This is a genomic window from Bifidobacterium sp. SO4 (assembly GCF_018555355.1).
Taxonomy (GTDB): Bacteria; Actinomycetota; Actinomycetes; order Actinomycetales; family Bifidobacteriaceae; genus Bifidobacterium; species Bifidobacterium miconisargentati.
In genome coordinates this window covers 12,063-28,980 of record NZ_JAFEJP010000023.1, presented here as the reverse complement: position 1 = coordinate 28,980, position 16,918 = coordinate 12,063, and the positions used below count along the sequence as shown (strand labels likewise).

Below are 16,918 nucleotides of genomic sequence, written 5' to 3'. Positions count from 1 at the left end.
TCCCTGCCATCCCCCCGCCACAGCCACCCGTTTTCACCAAACAGTCGGCCAGACATCAGCGAATTCCCAGTGATTCGGCCGTTTTCCTCAAGGCCTAGGCATAAAGTGGAATTGCATTTATTCACTTATCGTTCACTTTTTGCCGCAACTTGCAAGGAACACCCGTGTCCAATACCGCCATCAAACGCACCGTCTCCGGCCGTCTCGTCAAGGTCGCCGCCGCCATCGCCACGGCCGCCATCGCGCTGGGCCTGTGCATGGTCTCCAATGACAACGTGAGCGCCGCCATCAAGGAGCGCCGCGTGGAGCGTCTCAACGCCCAAATCGAAAGCGTCTACACCACCGATTACCAGCAGATGATGGACGACCAGCTCACCAGCGAGCGCGACGCCAAGGAGCGCACGGTCGACAACATCTACACCAAGATCAACCCGTACGGCACCAACACCACGTCCATGTACGTGTACTTCACCACGGACAAGGCCTCCACGGTGAGCTACACGGTCTCCGCGGACGGCTACCCGGATTACACGGCCACCGCCGTCACCAGCGACGAGGCCGCGAGCGCCATCCGTTCCGCCGTGGACTCCTACGCGAGCACCACCGGCGACACCATCACCCCGAGTGCCGCCGAGGAGAGCGAGGCCGCTTCGGATGTGTCCGAGGATGAGCTGGCCTCCACCACCCACGAGTTCCTGGTGCTGGGCCTGATTCCCCAGGTCAAGAACACCATTACGCTGACCATCACGGACACCGACGGCCAGACCACCACGCGCACGATCACCAAGACCGGTCCGAAGCTGCTCGGCGCCGAGGAGACCCGTCTCGAGTAGACCGTCTCCCCGGACGACGACACGCTCACCGCGCTCGGCAACGGCCTGTACGCCATCCTCGGCAATGATTCCAACGAGCAGGACTTCATGTACTACTACGACGCGAACGGCGTAATTCGCGGCGAGGTGCCGGTCCTGTACTACCGTTCCCACCGTCTGTTGTTCGATTCCAACGGCCTCATGTGGTTCTCCGCCTCCACCAAGACGTTCGTGGGCATGAACCGACTGGGCAAGCTCGTCAAGATCATCGACTTGGGTGACCGCTTCATCCTCCACCACGACTACGCGCTGGATTCGGACGGCAACATCGTCTCCCTGGCCACCGATCTCAAGCGCGAGGACCATGCCGTGCAGGATCAGGTCATCAAGGTGGACACCTCCACCGGCAAGGTCTCGCTGCTGCTGGACTTCGGCGAGATGTTCGCCGAATACAAGGCCTCCACCGACCATTCCGGCATCGACGAATCCGACCCGACCGCCACGAACCGTTGGGACTGGATCCACTTCAACACCATCCAGCTCATGGACGACGGCTCCGCATTGCTCTCCGCGCGCGAGACCTCCACCATGATCAAGGTGAACGACATCGAGGGCACGCCCACGCTCGACTACATGATCGGCGAGAAGTCCGTGTGGGACGGCATGGACGAGACGAAGTCCTTCCTGACCAAGGTGGGCGACTTCGGCGACACCGGCGGCCAGCACTCGATCACCGTGCAGTACGACTCCTCGCTGGAGGACGGCCAGTACTACATCTACATGTTCGACAACAACTTCGGCTATGCCATGACCCGTCCGGACTTCGATTGGACCGTGATCGACGGCATCTCCACCGCGCAGTCCTCCAAGGATGAGAACTCGAACTCGCAGTTCCGCAAGTACCTGGTGGACGAGAACGCCGGCACGTACACCGAGGTGCAGTCGTTCGACGTGCCGTATTCGCCGTACGTCTCCTCCGCCGAGGAGATCAACGCCGATCTGAACCTCGTGGACACCGGCATGCAGGGCGTGTTCGGCGTGTACGACGATTCCGGCGATCTCAAAGCCCAGTACAAGATGGGTCTGAGCACCGCGTACATCTACCGCGTCTACCAGTACGGCTTCCGCGGCTTCTACTTCGCGTAAGGAATCGGTCTGCGACCGATGCTGCAGCCCCGCGGTCTTATGACCGCTCTTCTACTACCCCTCACCCGGCCCATGCCGGGAGCTCCCCTGACAAGGGGAGCCGAGATTTATGTGTAGATCTTGGCTCCCCTTGTCAGGGGAGCTGGCTCGCAAAGCGAGACTGAAGGGTAGTAGAAGAGCGGTCCTGCAAGGGACCGCGGGAAGCAAAGCATCGGCCACCAGGCCGATTCCATTCGTAAAACTCTACGCCGCGGCCTTCGCCGCCTCATACCGCTTGCGAATCAGATCCTCATAGAACGCCACGGCATCCGCCGGCGTTCCGTCATACACGACCGTGTGCTCGTCCACCACGAGTACGCGGTCGATCGCATATTCGGGGCGGCGAATCATGTCCGTGTCATGCGTGGCGAAGATCACCTGCTCGTTGTAGCTGAACAGCGCCTTGGCCACATGCATGGTGCCGATCTCGTCCAGTCCCTTGCTAGGCTCGTCCGCCACGATGGCGCTCGGGTTGAAGCTCAGCGCCGCGGCGATGGCCAGCAGATGCCGCTTCTCGGAGTCCAGTTCGCTGGCCTTGGCGCGGGCCACCTGGGCCAGATCGAAGTGCGCGAACAGGTTGCCGATGCGCGCATGTCGCTCCCCCTCGGCGATCTTGTGCTTCTTCAATGCCTCGGAAACGGCCTCGCTGATGTTCTCCGCACGGTAGAAGCTGTTCGGGATCTCCTCGCGGCGCACCTTGCCCACCAAGTCCTCGATACGCTTGAGGTCGCGCTTGGATGCCGGGTCGAGTCGTTCCTCACCGCCCGTGATGGTCACGGTGCCGGCGGTGGCCTTGAGCGAACCATCCAGCAGTCCCAGCAGCGTGGATTTGCCGGCGCCGTTGAGCCCGATGACGGCCACGCGCTGTTCGCTGATGGTCAGCGACGTGGGCGCGAGTCCGACATGCCCATCGTCATAGGTGTGTCCGGCCCCATCGAGCGTGAAGGTCAGCGATGCCGGACGCGGCAGTTCCTTGGGTTTGAAGAATGAGAATCCCATGCCGCCCATTGTAGTGCCGGATGCCCCGCCAGCCGCATCCCCGCAGGCGTACCGGTACCCACCTGCCGTGATTCGACCCACTGGAGATCGTTTGAGTACAGAAAACGATGCCTTCTATCATCAAACGATCGCAATATGACCGATTCGCGAACGTTTCATGATAGAAAGACCGCTCTTCTGTCCTGAAACGTTCGCTGAAAGGCCGATCTGCGATTGTTTGGCGTTAGAAGGCGGCATCTCCTGGCACCAAACGGTCGCTAGCAACCCAGCAGCGCGGCGACCGTGTCGAGGACGGCGCGGATGTTGCGCTCGAATTCCCCAGGTTCGGGCAGGAGCGAGACGGCGAGGTAGCCGTTGGATTCCATATCGAAGAAGTAGCCGGGTTGTCCGGTCAGTCGGTGGTCCGTGATGAGGCGCAGCACCAGTTCGTTCTCGTCGATGACCGAAGGCACGCGCAACAGCACGTTCCAGCCGCCCTCCGCGCGCAGCACGCTCACCAGACCGTTGGGATCAGCATCCAGCAGCTCATGCAGTCGGGCGAAGTTGCCGCGCACGCGCTCGGCGGTACGCGCGGTCTGGGCAGGGGCGACGGCCAGCAGGTCGGGAATCATTGTGGCGATGATGTCGCTCATCGGCAGGTAATCGTCGGCGATGACGTCCAGTCGGCGCTTTGCCTCGGCCACATCCTCGGACGGTCCGGACACTTGGATCCATCCGACCTTGGCGTGCGGGGCGGCAAGCATCTTGGAGAAACCGTCCAACGCGAACGTGAGCACGCCCGGTTCGCCGGCCAATCGCGCATTGCCGGGGAACGGTTCGAGGGAATAGTCGTAGAAGACCTCGTCGGCGATGAGCGCGATGCCGTGCTCCCGGCAAAGTCGCACCAGGGCCTCGCGTTCGGATGGCTTGACGTAGGAGCCGGACGGGTTGTTGGGGTTGATAAGCACCAGCGCGCGGATACGCGAGCCTTCCGCACGGTCCAGCAGTTCGGCGATGGAGGCGGTGTCGATGAACCATGAACCGTCGAACTGAAGCTGGTATTCGACCGTCTCCACGCCTTCGAGCCGTGCGATGGATTCGATGAGCGGGTAGCCGGGCTTGGGTGCCAGCACCGCGTCGCCGGGGTCGCACAGCAGCTTGATGAGCCAGGAGTAGGCCTCGGATGTGGAGCTCAGGAGATACAGGTCGTCGGCCGCAACCGCTGGGAATTTCGCGTCCGCAGTGGGGTCGGTGGACGTCTCTTTCTTGGGTTCCGATGAATCGGCGCCTTGCTGGCCCGCCGATGGCACAGGACCGTTGCCCGACTCCGCCGCGCGGCTTCCAGCTTCGGCAACGCATCCCTCGCTCAGGAACGTAGCCAGCGATTCGCGCGCGTGGCGCGGTCCGCGAGGGTCGGCGGTGTACACGCTCGGCACCAATGCCGGGGCCAGCCCATGGCGCGTGGGGTTGGAATCGTTGAGTTTACCGAGTGCGATGCCGGCCGCCTTGGCCTGTGCTTCGGCCGCTGCGATGGGGTTCGGGGCACTGATGTCCACTCGGGAGGAGAAATGCACGGTCATATCCTCCACCATAGAACCTGCCATTCCCCGGCGGCCATGCGCCGGTGCAGCAGGTTCAGGCTCCCCTCTCTGAGGGGAGCTGTCGAACGCAGTGAGACTGAGGGGAGCCTCAGCCAGCTCAATCTCGGAACCCCACTCAGTCGAAATCACAATAAAACTCCGCCAAACCAAGATCGACATGAATCCTTGTTTTCGACTCCCTCTGTCGGAGGAGCCAGCGGCGCCGTCTCCAAGTACGCCGCCCCTCACCCTCGGCTCCCCTTGTCAGGGGAGCTGGCGGCGAAGCCGACTGAGGGTAGTCCCTTCGGATCATGCCAATCTTGGTTTAACCAACTTCTTTGAATCACAACAGTCGTGGTGTATCAAAGCCAACAAAAACTCCCCTCCGGCCGAAGCCAGAGGGGAGTCGAAACGCATTCAGCAGAACCGGAACGCCATCACTGCTGCTTGGTGCTGGCGTAGTAGGCGGCGCCCACGATGCCGGCCTGGTTACGCAGCTTGGCGGGCACGATCGGCGTCTTGATGTCCACGTACGGCAGGAACTTCTCGCTCACACGGCTCACGCCGCCGCCCACGGTGAACAGATCCGGGTTGAAGTACTTCTCCATGAGGCCGTAGTACTTGGTCAGGCGCTTGGCCCACTTCTTGTAGCCGAGCTCCTCCTGCTCACGGATGGCGGAGGAGGCGTACTTCTCGGCGTCCAGGTGCTTGGCGCTCAGGATGATGTGGCCCAGCTCGGTGTTCGGAATGAGCTGGCCGTTGTAGATGAGGGCGGTGCCGATGCCGGTGCCGAGCGTGGTGGCGATCACCAGACCCTCCTGGCCCTTGGCGGCACCGTACTGCACTTCGGCGAGACCGGCGGCGTCGGCGTCGTTGACCACCACGACCGGGCGGCCGCACGCCTCGGAGAACACCTCGGTGACGTCCACGCCGATCCAGGACTGGTCGAGGTTGGCCATGAAGTCGAGCTTCTTGCCGGGCTTGATCGGGGCGGGGAAGGCGATGCCGACCGGAGCGGATTCCGGCACTTCGAAGTGGTCGAGCTGCTGCTTGACGATGGCGGCGACGGCCTGCGGCGTGGAGACCTCAGGAGTGAGGATCTTCAGTCGCGGTTCGGCGAAATCGCCCTTGGTGAGGTCCACGGGTGCGGCCTTGATGCCGGAACCGCCGATGTCGACGCCAAAAGCCTGTGCAGTTTCAATCATCGTTGACCCTTCCTTTCCCGAAAAATAGGATTCGTTTGGTGCACCCAGTCTAACGCGGCCGGAGTGCGACACCAAAGATTTCGCCCGTATACTGCAATCGTGTGCATCAGCTACGTAGTTTGCGCGCCCCGATACACGAGCGATTCGCCGCCCAGCGCGAATCGGAACGATGAGGCGGACGAAACGAACCGCATCGCGCGACCAATACGCAGGCTCGCCCGGAATCCGCGCGATAATGGGAGACATGGCAGAACATACCCAACTCATTGATGCAATCAACATCCGCACCGCCGTGCGCGCCTATGACGCCGAGCCGATCGACGACGACACGGCCCGTCAGCTCGAAATGACCCTTCAGCCCATCAACCTGCTCGCCGATCTCAACATCCAGCTGGTGCGCGACCAGCCGAAGGTGTTCGCCGAGGCCAATGCGTCCGGTCACCTCACGAACGCCGCGAACTATCTGGCCATCGTGGGCCCGAAGGATGACGACGAGGCCAAGGAGCGCGCCGGATTCTATGCCGAGCGCGTGGTGCTCGCCGCCACACTGCGCGGACTGGGCACGCTGTGGGTGGCCGGTTCGTGGGATCGTGCCGAAGCCGCCAGGCACTGCCGCGTGACCGGCACGCAGGAGCTGTACCTGGCCGTGGTGGTCGGCCATCCGCAAAACCATCTGGAATACCAGGCGAAGTCCTATGACCAGCTGTGCGAGATCCAGCGCACGCATCGCCCGTCCAAGAGCTACGAGCAGTTCACGGCTCTGATGAGCGACGAGGCCCACGAAGCCGCGCCGGCATGGTTCAAGGCCGGTGTGGAGGCCGCGATGAAGGCGCCGAGCGCGATGAACCGCCAGCCGGTCACCTTCACGTACAACGCCGACGACGACACCGCCGCCGCGCACATCGACCCGGCCGCGGACGACGAGCATTGGGCGCTGAACGACCTCGGCATCGCCAAGCTGCACTTCCAGATCGGCGCCGGCCAGGGCCAGTGGGCCTGGGGCGACGGCGGCCTGTTCATTCACAAGTAAGCCACAGCACATCGGCTCCCCCTGCCTCACACATCGCCATGGGGCAAACAGCCTGACGAACTGCGCGTGGCGAGGTGAACGATTGCACGGCAAAGGCTCCTCGTCGTTGAGGATGTCGCCATGACACAAAACAGCAGAGCTGTTAGGTAATGCGCGAGACGACGGTCGAGCCAGCATAACGCGAACGAAGTTCGTCCGTAATCGTCGGACGAGCTGTCGTCGTAGACGACTGAGGGGAGCGCTCGTTCGGATTACGGGCGCTCCCCTCAGTCTCGCTACGCGAGCCAGCTCCCCTCAGCGAGGGGAGCCATAAACTAGGACGTCTTCTACTCCAGCGGAGGCATGGGCTTCCAGTTGGGATCATGCAGCAGCTTGCGCGAATCCCACCAGCCCTTGGCGATCTTGACCAGACCGGTGCGCAGGTGCTCGCGGTCCACCATCACCAGACGAATGACCTCCTTGACGGCCGTAAGCCAGGTGCCCAGCGCGAACAGCGCCGGACGGAAGTCGCCGTACGTCATGAAGTAGCGGGCCATGTAACCGCGGTTGCGCATGATGTGGTAGCGGTTCATGTCGGACGTGGAATTGAGCTGACGCACGCCGGCGATGTCCCAGTTGCCGATCTCGCGCGTGCGACGCAGGATCACGTCCGGCACCACGATCGGGTTGGTGACCTTGCTGGCACGGTAGCCGTACATCGTGTCATCCCAGTAGATGAAGAAGCGCGGGTCGGGCAGGCCGATCTCCTTGACCACGCGGCGGTTGAACAGGCCGCCCTCGAAGCACAACGTGTCCATCACGCGATAGCCGGCCGGACCGAACGCGGCCGGGGCGATGGGGTTCGGAATGCCCAGCGGCACGATGAAATCGTACTGCCAATAGAACGGGCCGCCGTCGTAATCGAAGCGGGAGCCCTGAATCACCTCATGGCGGGGCGTCCACTTGGCGAGCTTGGCGATGGCGTCCGGCAGCACGGCCACATCGTCGTCCATGACCCAGAACCATGCGGCACCGAGTTCGTACGCCTTCTTGACGCCGGCGGAGAAGCCGCCCGCACCACCCAGGTTCTCGGTCTGCGGCGCGTAGACCACACGCTCCTCGTTGCCGGACTGGTCGGCCACGGTGGTGCCCCACTGGCCGGTCACCTTGCCGGCGAACTCGGCCACCATGCCGGCGGTTTCGTCGGAGTGCTCGTTGTCCACGATGATGATGCGCCACGGTGCCTGTTCGAGCGCCAGAATCGAATCGAACAGCACGCTCAGCAGCTGCTGACGCTTGTAGGTGGTGACGATCAGGGCGAGTTTCTCGATGGTCTTGTTGCGGTTCTTCACTTCAGCCATGGTCTCCATTGTTGCACTTGACCGGCACAAACGGGCTCTGTGCTCGATGGCACGGCGAACGCAAGATATGTCTCACAGTGAAACACCGCTTGCGCTGGTCCGGCGGATGGCGTATGAATAGGCCTGTCAGTTTCAGGGAAGGTGCAATTCCTTACTGGCGGTAACCCGCACCCCGGGATTCATAACGGGGCGAGCGGGAAGCCCGCGACCCGTGAAAGCGGCTGATCCGGTGGGATTCCGGAGCCAACGGTTACAGTCCGGATGGAAGAAACGAGGACTCAATATGAGTGTATCTTCGCGTATCCGCATGCAATTCGTCCGTTCCGTCGCGCCCGCCGCGGAAGGTGCCGCAGGTTCCGGTTCGACCGGTGCGGTAGCCGGCAGCACTACCGCCGGCAAGCTCGGCTCGCACAACACCGGCGTGGCCGATTCCGGCCGCTGGTCCACCCGCCGCATCGCCATGTACGCGCTGTTCGTGGCGCTGGCGATGGTCACGAGCTTCATCGAGTTCCCGATCACGCCCGTGACCTGGCTCAAGTACGACCCGTCCGGCATCGTGTGCCTCATCGCCGGCTTCGCCTACGGTCCGTCCGCCGCGGTGATCGTCTCCGTGCTCGGTTTCGTGCCGCACGTGTTCGCCGACCCATGGGGCACTCTGATGGCAGTGCTCGTGGCGCTGTGCCTGTCCGTGCCGGCTTCGCTCATCTACCGCAAGGCCCGTACCCGCAAGGGCGCCGCGATCGGCATTCTGGCTGGCGCCGTGTTGGCCATCGTGGCCGCGATCGTGGGCAACCTCATCGTCACGCCGATTTACGCGCACATGACGGTCTCCGCCGTGGCCGCGATGATCGTGCCAATCCTGTTGCCGTTCAACATCGCCAAAATGGCGATTCACGCCGTGGTGACGTTCCTTATCTACAAGCCGATCTCCAACCTGCTCGCCAAGCAGCAGTGAGTGCGCTCGTGCGGCGCAACCGGCCGCGCACCGCTCAGGCTCATCTCGCTGCGGGAAACCGTCAATAAAAAGAGCAATAGACATGGCGACGTTACCTGGCTCCCCTCTCTGAGGGGAGCTGTCAGCGAAGCTGACTGAGGGGAGCACCACGGAAGCCGCTCCCCTCAGTCTCACTGCGTTCGACAGCTCCCCTCAGAGAGGGGAGCCAAAAACATCTTCCTCATTCCGCTTTTTCACTTTTACAACCCGTTACCCAACACACATTCCCCTGGATTGCTGATACATGACCGCTTCTCCCCACTCCCCCACCGCCGCCGAGCTGAAGAACATCCGTTTCAGCTACGACCACGGCTCCACCTGGGCATTGGATGATGTCTCGCTGACAATCCAAGCCGGCGAGCGTGTGTGCCTGGTGGGCCCGAACGGCTCCGGCAAGTCCACGCTGGCCCGTCTCATCGCAGGCCTGACCGCCCCGGACGCGGGTAAGGTGACGCTGCTCGGTCATCGCGTCTTCTCGGATGACGGCCCGAACGCGGCCGAATACCGTGCGGCCCGCCGCGGCATCGGCGTGGTGTTCCAGAATCCCGAGGACCAGCTCGTCACCACCGTGCTTGAGGACGACGTGGCCTTCGGACCGGAGAATCTCGGACTTGACCGCGCGATTATCGGCAAACGTATTCAGCAAAGCCTTGAAGCCGTGGACTTGGCGAACGTTCGCCGCGCCGACCCCACACGTATGAGCGGTGGCCAGCAGCAGCGTTCAGCCATCGCCGGCATGCTGGCCATGAACCCATCCATGCTGGTGCTGGATGAACCCACCGCCATGCTGGACGAGACCGCCCGGGCCGAGGTGATGCGCGTGCTGGACGCCTTGCAGAAGCGCGGCACCACCATCGTGCACGTGACCCATCACACGGACGAGACGCGCCACGCCGACCGCGTAATCCACATGCGGTCCGGCCACATCATCAAGGATGCGCCCGGCAGCGCCGCCGCACAATGCCCGAAAACCGCGGAATCATCGGCCGTAGACGACCTACATCACGGCAGTCATCCGATCGCCTCGCTGCCACTGCTCAGCGATCTTTCCTACCTGTCCACATCGACGGCAAACGCCACTCCCCCACCGGCCATCCGCGTCTCGCATCTGACCTATCGGTATGCGGGCGGCGAGCAACCGGTGATCGACGACCTGTCCTTCTCCATTCAGCAGGGCGAGACCATCGCGCTGATGGGCTCCAACGGCTCCGGCAAGTCCACGCTGGTCCGCTTGCTGTGTGCGCTGGCCAAGCCGGATTCCGGCAGCATCGAGGTGGCCGGCATTCCCGTGGCGCGTCCGAAACCCGCCAATCGCAGGCAGCTTGCGGAACTGCGCCGTCATGTGGGATATGTGATGCAGCATCCCGAGCATCAGCTGTTCGCGGAGACGGTGGCAGAAGACGTGGCGTATGGCCCGCGCAATCAGGGACTGGGCGAAGCGGAAGTCAACGAGCGCGTGCATGAGGCCCTGTCGATGCTCCACATCGAGCATCTGGCGGACCGTTCGCCGTTCGACCTGTCCGGAGGCCAGCAGCGGCTTGCGGCCATCGCCGGCGTGGTGGCATGCCGTCCGGATGTGCTGATCATGGACGAGCCGACGGCCAGTCTCGACGTGCATGCCAAGGCTCGCATTCACGAGTTGTTGCAAACGTTACGCAAGCGCGGCGTCACGATGCTCATCATCACCCACGACCGTGCGGAGGCCGAGGCCCTTGCCGACCATGTGGTGCGCATGCCGGCCGCCGCCGAAACCAGCCAACAGGATAGGACCCGGAGCGCTTCCACGCCGATGGATGCCACTCCAGTAGCCCCGGTAGTCCCAGCAGCCCCAGCAAATATCCCGCGGACCGCCATGGGCGATTCTCCGACAGCCCGCAGTACCGGCGGACGTAAGTCGGACTTTTCAGACATTGCAGCGTCGGAAGACACCGCGAAACAGCCCACGTCCGCGGCATCCGGCAATTCCGGCCGCGACCGTCGCTCCCCAATCCACCGACTGGACCCGCGCGTGAAGATGGTGGGCTTCCTGGCCGCGATGTTCACGATGTTCGCCGTGAACACGCCCGTACAGCTGGCACTGGGCATAGCGCTCACGTTGGCGGTGATGGCCGCCGCCCGGCTCAACCCGATTCGCGTGTTCGCCGCGATTCACCCCCTTTTGGCACTGCTCGCGTTGATGAGCCTGTGCAATCTGGTGGTGGTGCGCACCGGCACGCCATTGCTCGCATGGGGACCGCTGAGCATCACCGATGACGGCGCGACCATCGCGGTGCTGTATACCTGCCGTTTCGCGCTGGTCATCATCATGGGTGCGATGTTCCTGATGACCACCACGCCCACCGCCATGACGGATGCCTTCGAGGCCCTGCTGCGCCCGTTCTCCCGGTTCGGGCTACATACGCAGGAGATTGCGCTGGTGATGAGCCTTGCCCTGCGATTCATTCCCACGCTGACCGGTGAGACGCGCGCCATCGTCGATGCGCAGGCGGCTCGCGGAGGATCCATCGAGACCGGTTCGCTCGCCCAGCGTGTCAAGGCGATGAGCGCCATCATCGTGCCGGTGTTCGCGGGGACGCTGCGTCATGCGGATAACCTCTCGCTCGCCCTGGACGCGCGCTGCTATGAGGAGGGCATCTCCCGCACGCATTGGCGGGTCTTCGCCCCGGCCCTGCGCGATGCGGTGTTCGCCACGGCGGTGATCGCGTATATCGCCGCGATTGTGGTGCTGTAAAACCATCATCATGCCGTAACACCATCATCAGTAGAGAGCAATCCCTGCTCTCATAGCCGGCCCTGTGTTGCGGCGATACGATGGCGAGCGATGCCAGCAGACAATCCGCGGCATATGGCATAGTCCGCAGGCCCGCTGCCGCGAAACGGCTCATCCGTGCCGCATGACGCGCCCGGCGGGTATGCTGTTGGGGTTATCGAAACGTAAGGAATTCCCATGGCATTGACCAAAAAGCAAATCAAGCAGCTGCGTGCGCTGGCCAACTCCCTGAAGCCCCTGTTCTACGTGGGCAAGAACGACCTGACCGAGGCCGCCATCAAGCAGGCCGACGAGACCATCGAGAAGCACGAGCTCATCAAGTGCGCCGTGCAGGACGGCTCCGGTCTGACCGCCAAGGAGGCGGCCGAGGAGCTGGCCGAGCAGCTGAACGCCGAAGTGGTGCAGTCCATCGGCAACCGCTTCGTGATCTACCGCCGCTCCCAGCGCAAGGATGTGGAGCACATCAAGCTCGTGCGCGAGTAATCACGACGAATCGTCGTCCAAAGGCTTCCCGCGTGGGAGGCCTTTTTCGTATGCGGAAAGCGCCCCGCGCCGCCCGCACGGTTCCACTCTTCGACAAAACGTGAGAAGATGGTGGACAGCAACGGTCCGATGCCGTTCGTTCAGAGAAGGGACCCAACGATGAGCGATAACCAACAACCATACATTCCGGCCAATCCGGACGACCAGCCGCAGGCCGACGCCTCGCAGAACGCGACATACAACGCCCCGGCCAGCCAGCCGCAGTCCGGATACGCCACACCGCAACAGTCCGTCTACGGACAGGCCGGCACCGAATACGCTTCGCAGACCAACGCCTACGCCCAGCCGGGAGCCTACGGACAGCCGGCCTACGGCCAGAACGCTTACGGTCAGGCCACGCCGAACGGTTACCAGCAGCCCGCGCCCGGCACGCAGGATTACGCTCAGGGGGCGAACGCCTACGCCCAGCCGCAGTACGGCCAGCAGGCGCCCAACGCCCCTTACGGCCAGCAGGCTTATGGCCAGCAGCAGTATGCGCAACCGCAGTACGCCCAGCCCGCCAATCCGTACACGCAGCCCCAGCCCCCGTACGGCGCGCCGCAGTACCCCGCTGCGGGCTACTCCACCAAGTCCAAGATGGCCGCCGGCCTCCTGGGCATCTTCCTTGGCTCCCTGGGCGTGCACAACTTCTATCTGGGATACACGGGCAAGGCCGTGGCACAGCTGCTGCTCACGCTGGTCGGCTGGATTCTGCTCGGCCTCGGCCCGATCGCGGCCGCGATCTGGGGTCTGGTCGAGGGCATCCTCATCATCTCCAGCCAGTACGGCTCGCCGTGGCACAAGGACGCCAACGGTCAGGAGCTGACGGACTAGCCGTCAATCCGTAGCTACGATCGCCCGCCGAGGTCGGCACACGACCATCGAGGGGCATTCCCATGCGGATGGCTCCCCACCGGCTTCCGCCCGGTCATCGAGGAAGTCTCTCGCGCACAATCCGACACGCCGGCCATGGACTCACTGCAATGTCCATGGCCGTTTTTGTTGTCCGCTTCACCGCAAAAGCGCACATCATGAATGTGCGTTTTATGTTTCAAATGAACAGACACAGACACGCCGGAACAGAATCTTCCAATACCGTTACTGCAAGGTAAATACTTCACAAAACGGCTTTATTTCAATATTTTTGGTGTTACGCTTAGAAACCAGCACAAGCCAATGTGCAAGATATCTTCCCTTCAATCGGAAGATATATGATGTGCGTTTTCATAGCTAAATGAACATCATAGGATAGTAGTCGTGACGGCCCGCCTGGAGTCGCCATCGAAGCGAAAGGACATCATCATGGCGGAACAAAAAGTCATCGTCGTCGACCCCGATATGTTCGGCAAGACCCCGGAGGCCAAGACGGCCAAGGCCAACGAAGTGGCCAAGAGCTTCGGCATCAGCCAGCAGGCGTTGGATGAGGTGGAGTACTTCAAACAGCAGCTGACCAACCACAACGCATGGGACCTGCCCTTCATGGGCTACGTGAACGACGATGGCTACGGTTACGCCTACGTGCCGGACGCCGCCATCACCACGACCCCCTACTGGGATGCGCACAAGGCCTTCCTGGCCCTGCCGGAGGACGTGCAGACCGCGTTCGCCATCCGCATGCTGTTCACGCATCGCCCGGTCGACCGCTACGGCGCCGCCATGTTCCTGCACTACCAGCGCGGTTTCAAGGTGGACTTCGAGGGCAACGGCGCCAACAAGTGGTGAGTCGATAAGTCGGCAATAAGAACCGGCCATTGCAGCCGGCTCCATTGCGAACGCAAAAAAGGTGTGCGACAACGGCGTCGCACACCTTTTTTATCCCGCCTTACCGGCCGACCAAGTTGATGAGCTCCTGATGCTTGGCATAACGGGAGACGTTGGCGAGCGCGATGCGGATGATCTGCTCGGAGGTCTCCTTCAGATGGTTACCACCGGCCACATGCGGCGTGATCAGGCAGCGAGGCTCGTCCCACAACGGGCTTTCGGCCGGCAACGGCTCCGGTTCGGTCACGTCCAGTCCCGCACCGCGCAACTGTCCGGCCGCCAGCGCCGCGCTCAGGGCATCGGCGTCAATGGCGTCTCCCCTGCCGGCGTTGAGCACGATGGCCGTGGGCTTGAGCTTGGCCAATCGGGCTGCATCCAGCAGATGATGCGTCTGCGGGGAACGCGGCACGGCCAGCACGATGACGTCGGCCAGCGGCAGCAGCGCGTCCAGACGGTCGAAACCATACATCTTCTCGATGCCCTTCGCGGGCACATCCGCATGGCGACGCACGCCGAACGTGCGCATGCCCACGGCCTGTGCCAGTACGCCGAAGTGCGAGCCGATGTCCCCGGCACCGATGACCAGCGCGATGCCGCCTTCCGGACTCAGCACCGAGCCCTCGTCCCGCCAACGGTGATCGCGCTGGTTCGAGGCGTAACGGTTGAGGTTCTTCATCAGGGCCCACATCATGGAGAACAGGTGCTCGGACACGCTGCGACCGTATGCACCGCTGGCATTGGTCACCATGGTGCCGCGCGGCAGCACGCCGGGACGCACGTAGGCGTCCACGCCGGCGCTGAAGGTCTGCAGCCATTCGATGCGCGTGTACTTCGCGGCCTCGGCGGCCGGGAAGTTGCCGATGACGGCGGTGGCCTGCGCCTTAAGTTCCTCGGGAACGTTCGCATGCCATACCATGTCGCCGCGCTGGGACTCATCGCCCACGAATTCCTGTGGCACCCCGCGCGCGGCCTTGGTGAAGGCCTGGCGTTCGGCCTCGTTGAGCGGCAGGCAGTTGACGATCAGCTTATGCGTGTTCTCGATTCCCATGGTTTACCAACCTAGGCGGCAGGGCGGATATTGATGGAGCACGGAAGCCCCCATCGGGATCCCTCGCCCCGCGGACGATCAGCGAGACCGGCGCGCGCGGATGCGGAACGCGGTGGCCAGGCAACCCCAGCCGATCACGCAGATCACGATCATCGTGGCGAACGTCCACGCGCCGCCCACGGCGGTGGCGTGCGCGAACCGCGGCGTGCCTTCCTCGCCCGCGCCGGCCTGTGCCACGGCGAGAATCGTGGAGAACAGCGCGGTACCGGCCGCGCCGCCAAACTGCAAGCCGGTGTTGAAGATGGCGTTGCCGTCCGGGCGGAACTGGTGGGGCACTTCCGAAAGGCCGCTGGTCATCACGTTGGCGTTGCCGATGGCGTAGAAGAAGCCGAAGATGAAGTAGAAGCCGGACAACATCACGGGCGTCAGGTGCATCGAGAAGACCAGCATCAGCACCGGGCCCAGAATGGCGATGCCGAGCGGGATGAGAATGGGCTTGACCGCACCGAACTTGTCGTAGAGCCAGCCGCCCACGGGCGCGCACACGGCACCGACCAGGGCACCGGGCAGCACCAGCGAGCCGGCCACGAACGCGCTGGCACCGAGCGACAGCTGGGCCACGTTCGTGATCACGTAGCCGTATCCGATGGCCACGAGCGGCAGCAGCGTGTAGGCCAGGGCATGCAGCAGCACGGCCGGGTCGCGCAGGATGCCGAGGCGCAGCAACGGCGAGAACGCGCGCTTGGAGCTCACGGCGAACAGCAGCAGCGCCCCAGGCCGACCACCAGGCTCACCATGGCCACGATGCCGGACTTCATGGCCGCTCCCCCGCTCACGGCAGCGCTGACGGCCACGCCGCCCTGGTTGAGGGCGAGCACCAGGCCGACCAGCGCGATGATGATGGAGCCCAGCTGGATCGGGTCAAGATAGGCGGCCTCGGTGGGCGTGCGCTGTTCGATGCAGGCGCATCCGATGACCGCGGCGACGAGCATGAGCGGCACCGCGATGACGAAGATGGCGCGCCACGGCAGCACGCTGGTCACCGCGCCTCCCACGGTGGGGCCAATGGCCGGGGCCACGGTGATCACCAGCGAGCCGACGCCCATGAGTCGGCCGATCTTGGAGCGCGGCGACTGTTCGAGGATGATGTTGATCATCAACGGCGTGGCGATGCCGGAGCCGACGCCCTGGATGATGCGGGCCACGATCATGAGCGGGAAGGCCGTGGCGAAGATCATGATGAGCGAGCCGACGACCCCCAACGCCACGGCCGCAAGGAAGATGGCCTTCAGACGGAAGCGTCGCTTGAGGAACGAGCTGATGGGCATGGTGGCGGCCACGGACAGCAGGTAGATGGTGGTGATCCACTGCACGGTGGCGGTGTCCACGTGGAATTCGCGCATGAGGGCCGGGAACAGCACGGTCATCACGGTCTCGGTGAGGATGCCGATGAAGGCCAGCGATCCCACGGCCACGATGGCACCGATCAGTCGGGCCGGAATCCTCTCGGAATCCGCGGATCCGATCCCCGCGTTCATGTGTTTCGTCTCTGCTTCAGGCATGATGCTCCCATACGTTCGGTGTCAACAAGCGGAATGTCAGGTTTACCAACCGGCATGATGGTACTACGCGCTCGAACGGCCGATCGATTTCAGCAACTTTCGATACATGCTTCCGGCCCACTGGCGCGCTG

At 63.3% G+C, this 16,918-nt stretch carries 11 protein-coding genes, 2 pseudogenes and 1 riboswitch; of the genes and pseudogenes, 7 read left to right on the top strand and 6 right to left on the bottom strand.

Translation table 11 applies throughout. The features are described 5' to 3' along the window. The first annotated feature begins 257 nt into the window (after positions 1-257). A pseudogene (locus JS536_RS11295) lies at positions 258-1,958 on the top strand (aryl-sulfate sulfotransferase). Between the two features lie 243 nt (positions 1,959-2,201). Here JS536_RS11295 and JS536_RS11290 read toward each other — a convergent pair. The 3 genes from JS536_RS11290 to JS536_RS11280 form a co-directional block, all read right to left on the bottom strand. Continuing rightward, the gene (locus tag JS536_RS11290; protein WP_214356998.1) at positions 2,202-2,996 is read right to left on the bottom strand and encodes an energy-coupling factor ABC transporter ATP-binding protein; all 795 of its coding nucleotides are present in this window, start codon (positions 2,994-2,996) and stop codon (positions 2,202-2,204) included. A gap of 257 nt (positions 2,997-3,253) precedes the next feature. Beyond that, positions 3,254-4,555 carry a pyridoxal phosphate-dependent aminotransferase gene (locus JS536_RS11285; protein WP_214356997.1) on the bottom strand — a complete coding sequence of 434 codons (1,302 nt, stop codon included), beginning with the start codon at positions 4,553-4,555 and terminating at the stop codon, positions 3,254-3,256. Between the two features lie 437 nt (positions 4,556-4,992). Continuing rightward, the gene (locus tag JS536_RS11280) at positions 4,993-5,760 is read right to left on the bottom strand and encodes a polyphosphate--glucose phosphotransferase (protein WP_214303724.1); all 768 of its coding nucleotides are present in this window, start codon (positions 5,758-5,760) and stop codon (positions 4,993-4,995) included. Positions 5,761-6,004: 244 nt separating this feature from the next. Here JS536_RS11280 and JS536_RS11275 point away from each other — a divergent pair, with 244 nt between their 5' ends. After that, positions 6,005-6,790, top strand: a complete 786-nt coding sequence (locus JS536_RS11275; protein WP_214356996.1) for a nitroreductase family protein — start codon at positions 6,005-6,007, stop codon at positions 6,788-6,790. A 326-nt stretch (positions 6,791-7,116) separates the two neighbouring features. On the opposite strand, the gene JS536_RS11270 is transcribed toward JS536_RS11275, so the two are convergent. Beyond that, on the bottom strand, positions 7,117-8,139 hold the full coding sequence (locus JS536_RS11270; RefSeq protein ID WP_214356995.1) for a glycosyltransferase family 2 protein: 1,023 nt from the start codon (positions 8,137-8,139) through the stop codon (positions 7,117-7,119). A 115-nt stretch (positions 8,140-8,254) separates the two neighbouring features. Next, positions 8,255-8,407, top strand: a riboswitch (FMN riboswitch). Positions 8,408-8,413: 6 nt separating this feature from the next. On the opposite strand from JS536_RS11270, the gene JS536_RS11265 reads away from it, so the two are divergent. The 5 genes from JS536_RS11265 (at position 8,414) to JS536_RS11245 (ending at position 14,138) form a co-directional block, all read left to right on the top strand. After that, entirely contained in the window at positions 8,414-9,085 is a 672-nt protein-coding gene (locus JS536_RS11265; RefSeq protein WP_214356994.1) for an ECF transporter S component, read from the top strand. Positions 9,086-9,368: 283 nt separating this feature from the next. Beyond that, on the top strand, positions 9,369-11,855 hold the full coding sequence (locus tag JS536_RS11260; protein WP_214356993.1) for an energy-coupling factor transporter ATPase: 2,487 nt from the start codon (positions 9,369-9,371) through the stop codon (positions 11,853-11,855). A 216-nt stretch (positions 11,856-12,071) separates the two neighbouring features. After that, positions 12,072-12,377, top strand: a complete 306-nt coding sequence (locus JS536_RS11255) for a YhbY family RNA-binding protein (RefSeq protein ID WP_214303886.1) — start codon at positions 12,072-12,074, stop codon at positions 12,375-12,377. Positions 12,378-12,536: 159 nt separating this feature from the next. Next, complete coding sequence (locus tag JS536_RS11250; RefSeq protein WP_240544378.1) at positions 12,537-13,250, top strand: TM2 domain-containing protein; 714 nt, start codon at positions 12,537-12,539, stop codon at positions 13,248-13,250. Positions 13,251-13,718: 468 nt separating this feature from the next. Further along, positions 13,719-14,138, top strand: a complete 420-nt coding sequence (locus JS536_RS11245) for a glycerophosphodiester phosphodiesterase (protein ID WP_214356991.1) — start codon at positions 13,719-13,721, stop codon at positions 14,136-14,138. A gap of 100 nt (positions 14,139-14,238) precedes the next feature. On the opposite strand, the gene JS536_RS11240 is transcribed toward JS536_RS11245, so the two are convergent. Next, positions 14,239-15,225 (bottom strand): D-2-hydroxyacid dehydrogenase, encoded by a 987-nt coding sequence (locus JS536_RS11240; RefSeq protein WP_214356990.1) that lies wholly within the window; start codon positions 15,223-15,225, stop codon positions 14,239-14,241. Between the two features lie 78 nt (positions 15,226-15,303). Continuing rightward, positions 15,304-16,763: pseudogene (locus JS536_RS11235) on the bottom strand (MFS transporter). Positions 16,764-16,918: the final 155 nt, after the last annotated feature.

Coding starts and splice junctions, on each gene's coding strand:
- JS536_RS11245 (WP_214356991.1), top strand. CDS start 13,719: ATGGCGGAACAAAAAGTCATCGTCGTCGACCCCGATATGTTCGGCAAG.
- JS536_RS11275 (WP_214356996.1), top strand. CDS start 6,005: ATGGCAGAACATACCCAACTCATTGATGCAATCAACATCCGCACCGCC.
- JS536_RS11240 (WP_214356990.1), bottom strand. CDS start 15,225: ATGGGAATCGAGAACACGCATAAGCTGATCGTCAACTGCCTGCCGCTC.
- JS536_RS11285 (WP_214356997.1), bottom strand. CDS start 4,555: ATGACCGTGCATTTCTCCTCCCGAGTGGACATCAGTGCCCCGAACCCC.
- JS536_RS11255 (WP_214303886.1), top strand. CDS start 12,072: ATGGCATTGACCAAAAAGCAAATCAAGCAGCTGCGTGCGCTGGCCAAC.
- JS536_RS11280 (WP_214303724.1), bottom strand. CDS start 5,760: ATGATTGAAACTGCACAGGCTTTTGGCGTCGACATCGGCGGTTCCGGC.
- JS536_RS11260 (WP_214356993.1), top strand. CDS start 9,369: ATGACCGCTTCTCCCCACTCCCCCACCGCCGCCGAGCTGAAGAACATC.
- JS536_RS11290 (WP_214356998.1), bottom strand. CDS start 2,996: ATGGGATTCTCATTCTTCAAACCCAAGGAACTGCCGCGTCCGGCATCG.
- JS536_RS11270 (WP_214356995.1), bottom strand. CDS start 8,139: ATGGAGACCATGGCTGAAGTGAAGAACCGCAACAAGACCATCGAGAAA.
- JS536_RS11250 (WP_240544378.1), top strand. CDS start 12,537: ATGAGCGATAACCAACAACCATACATTCCGGCCAATCCGGACGACCAG.
- JS536_RS11265 (WP_214356994.1), top strand. CDS start 8,414: ATGAGTGTATCTTCGCGTATCCGCATGCAATTCGTCCGTTCCGTCGCG.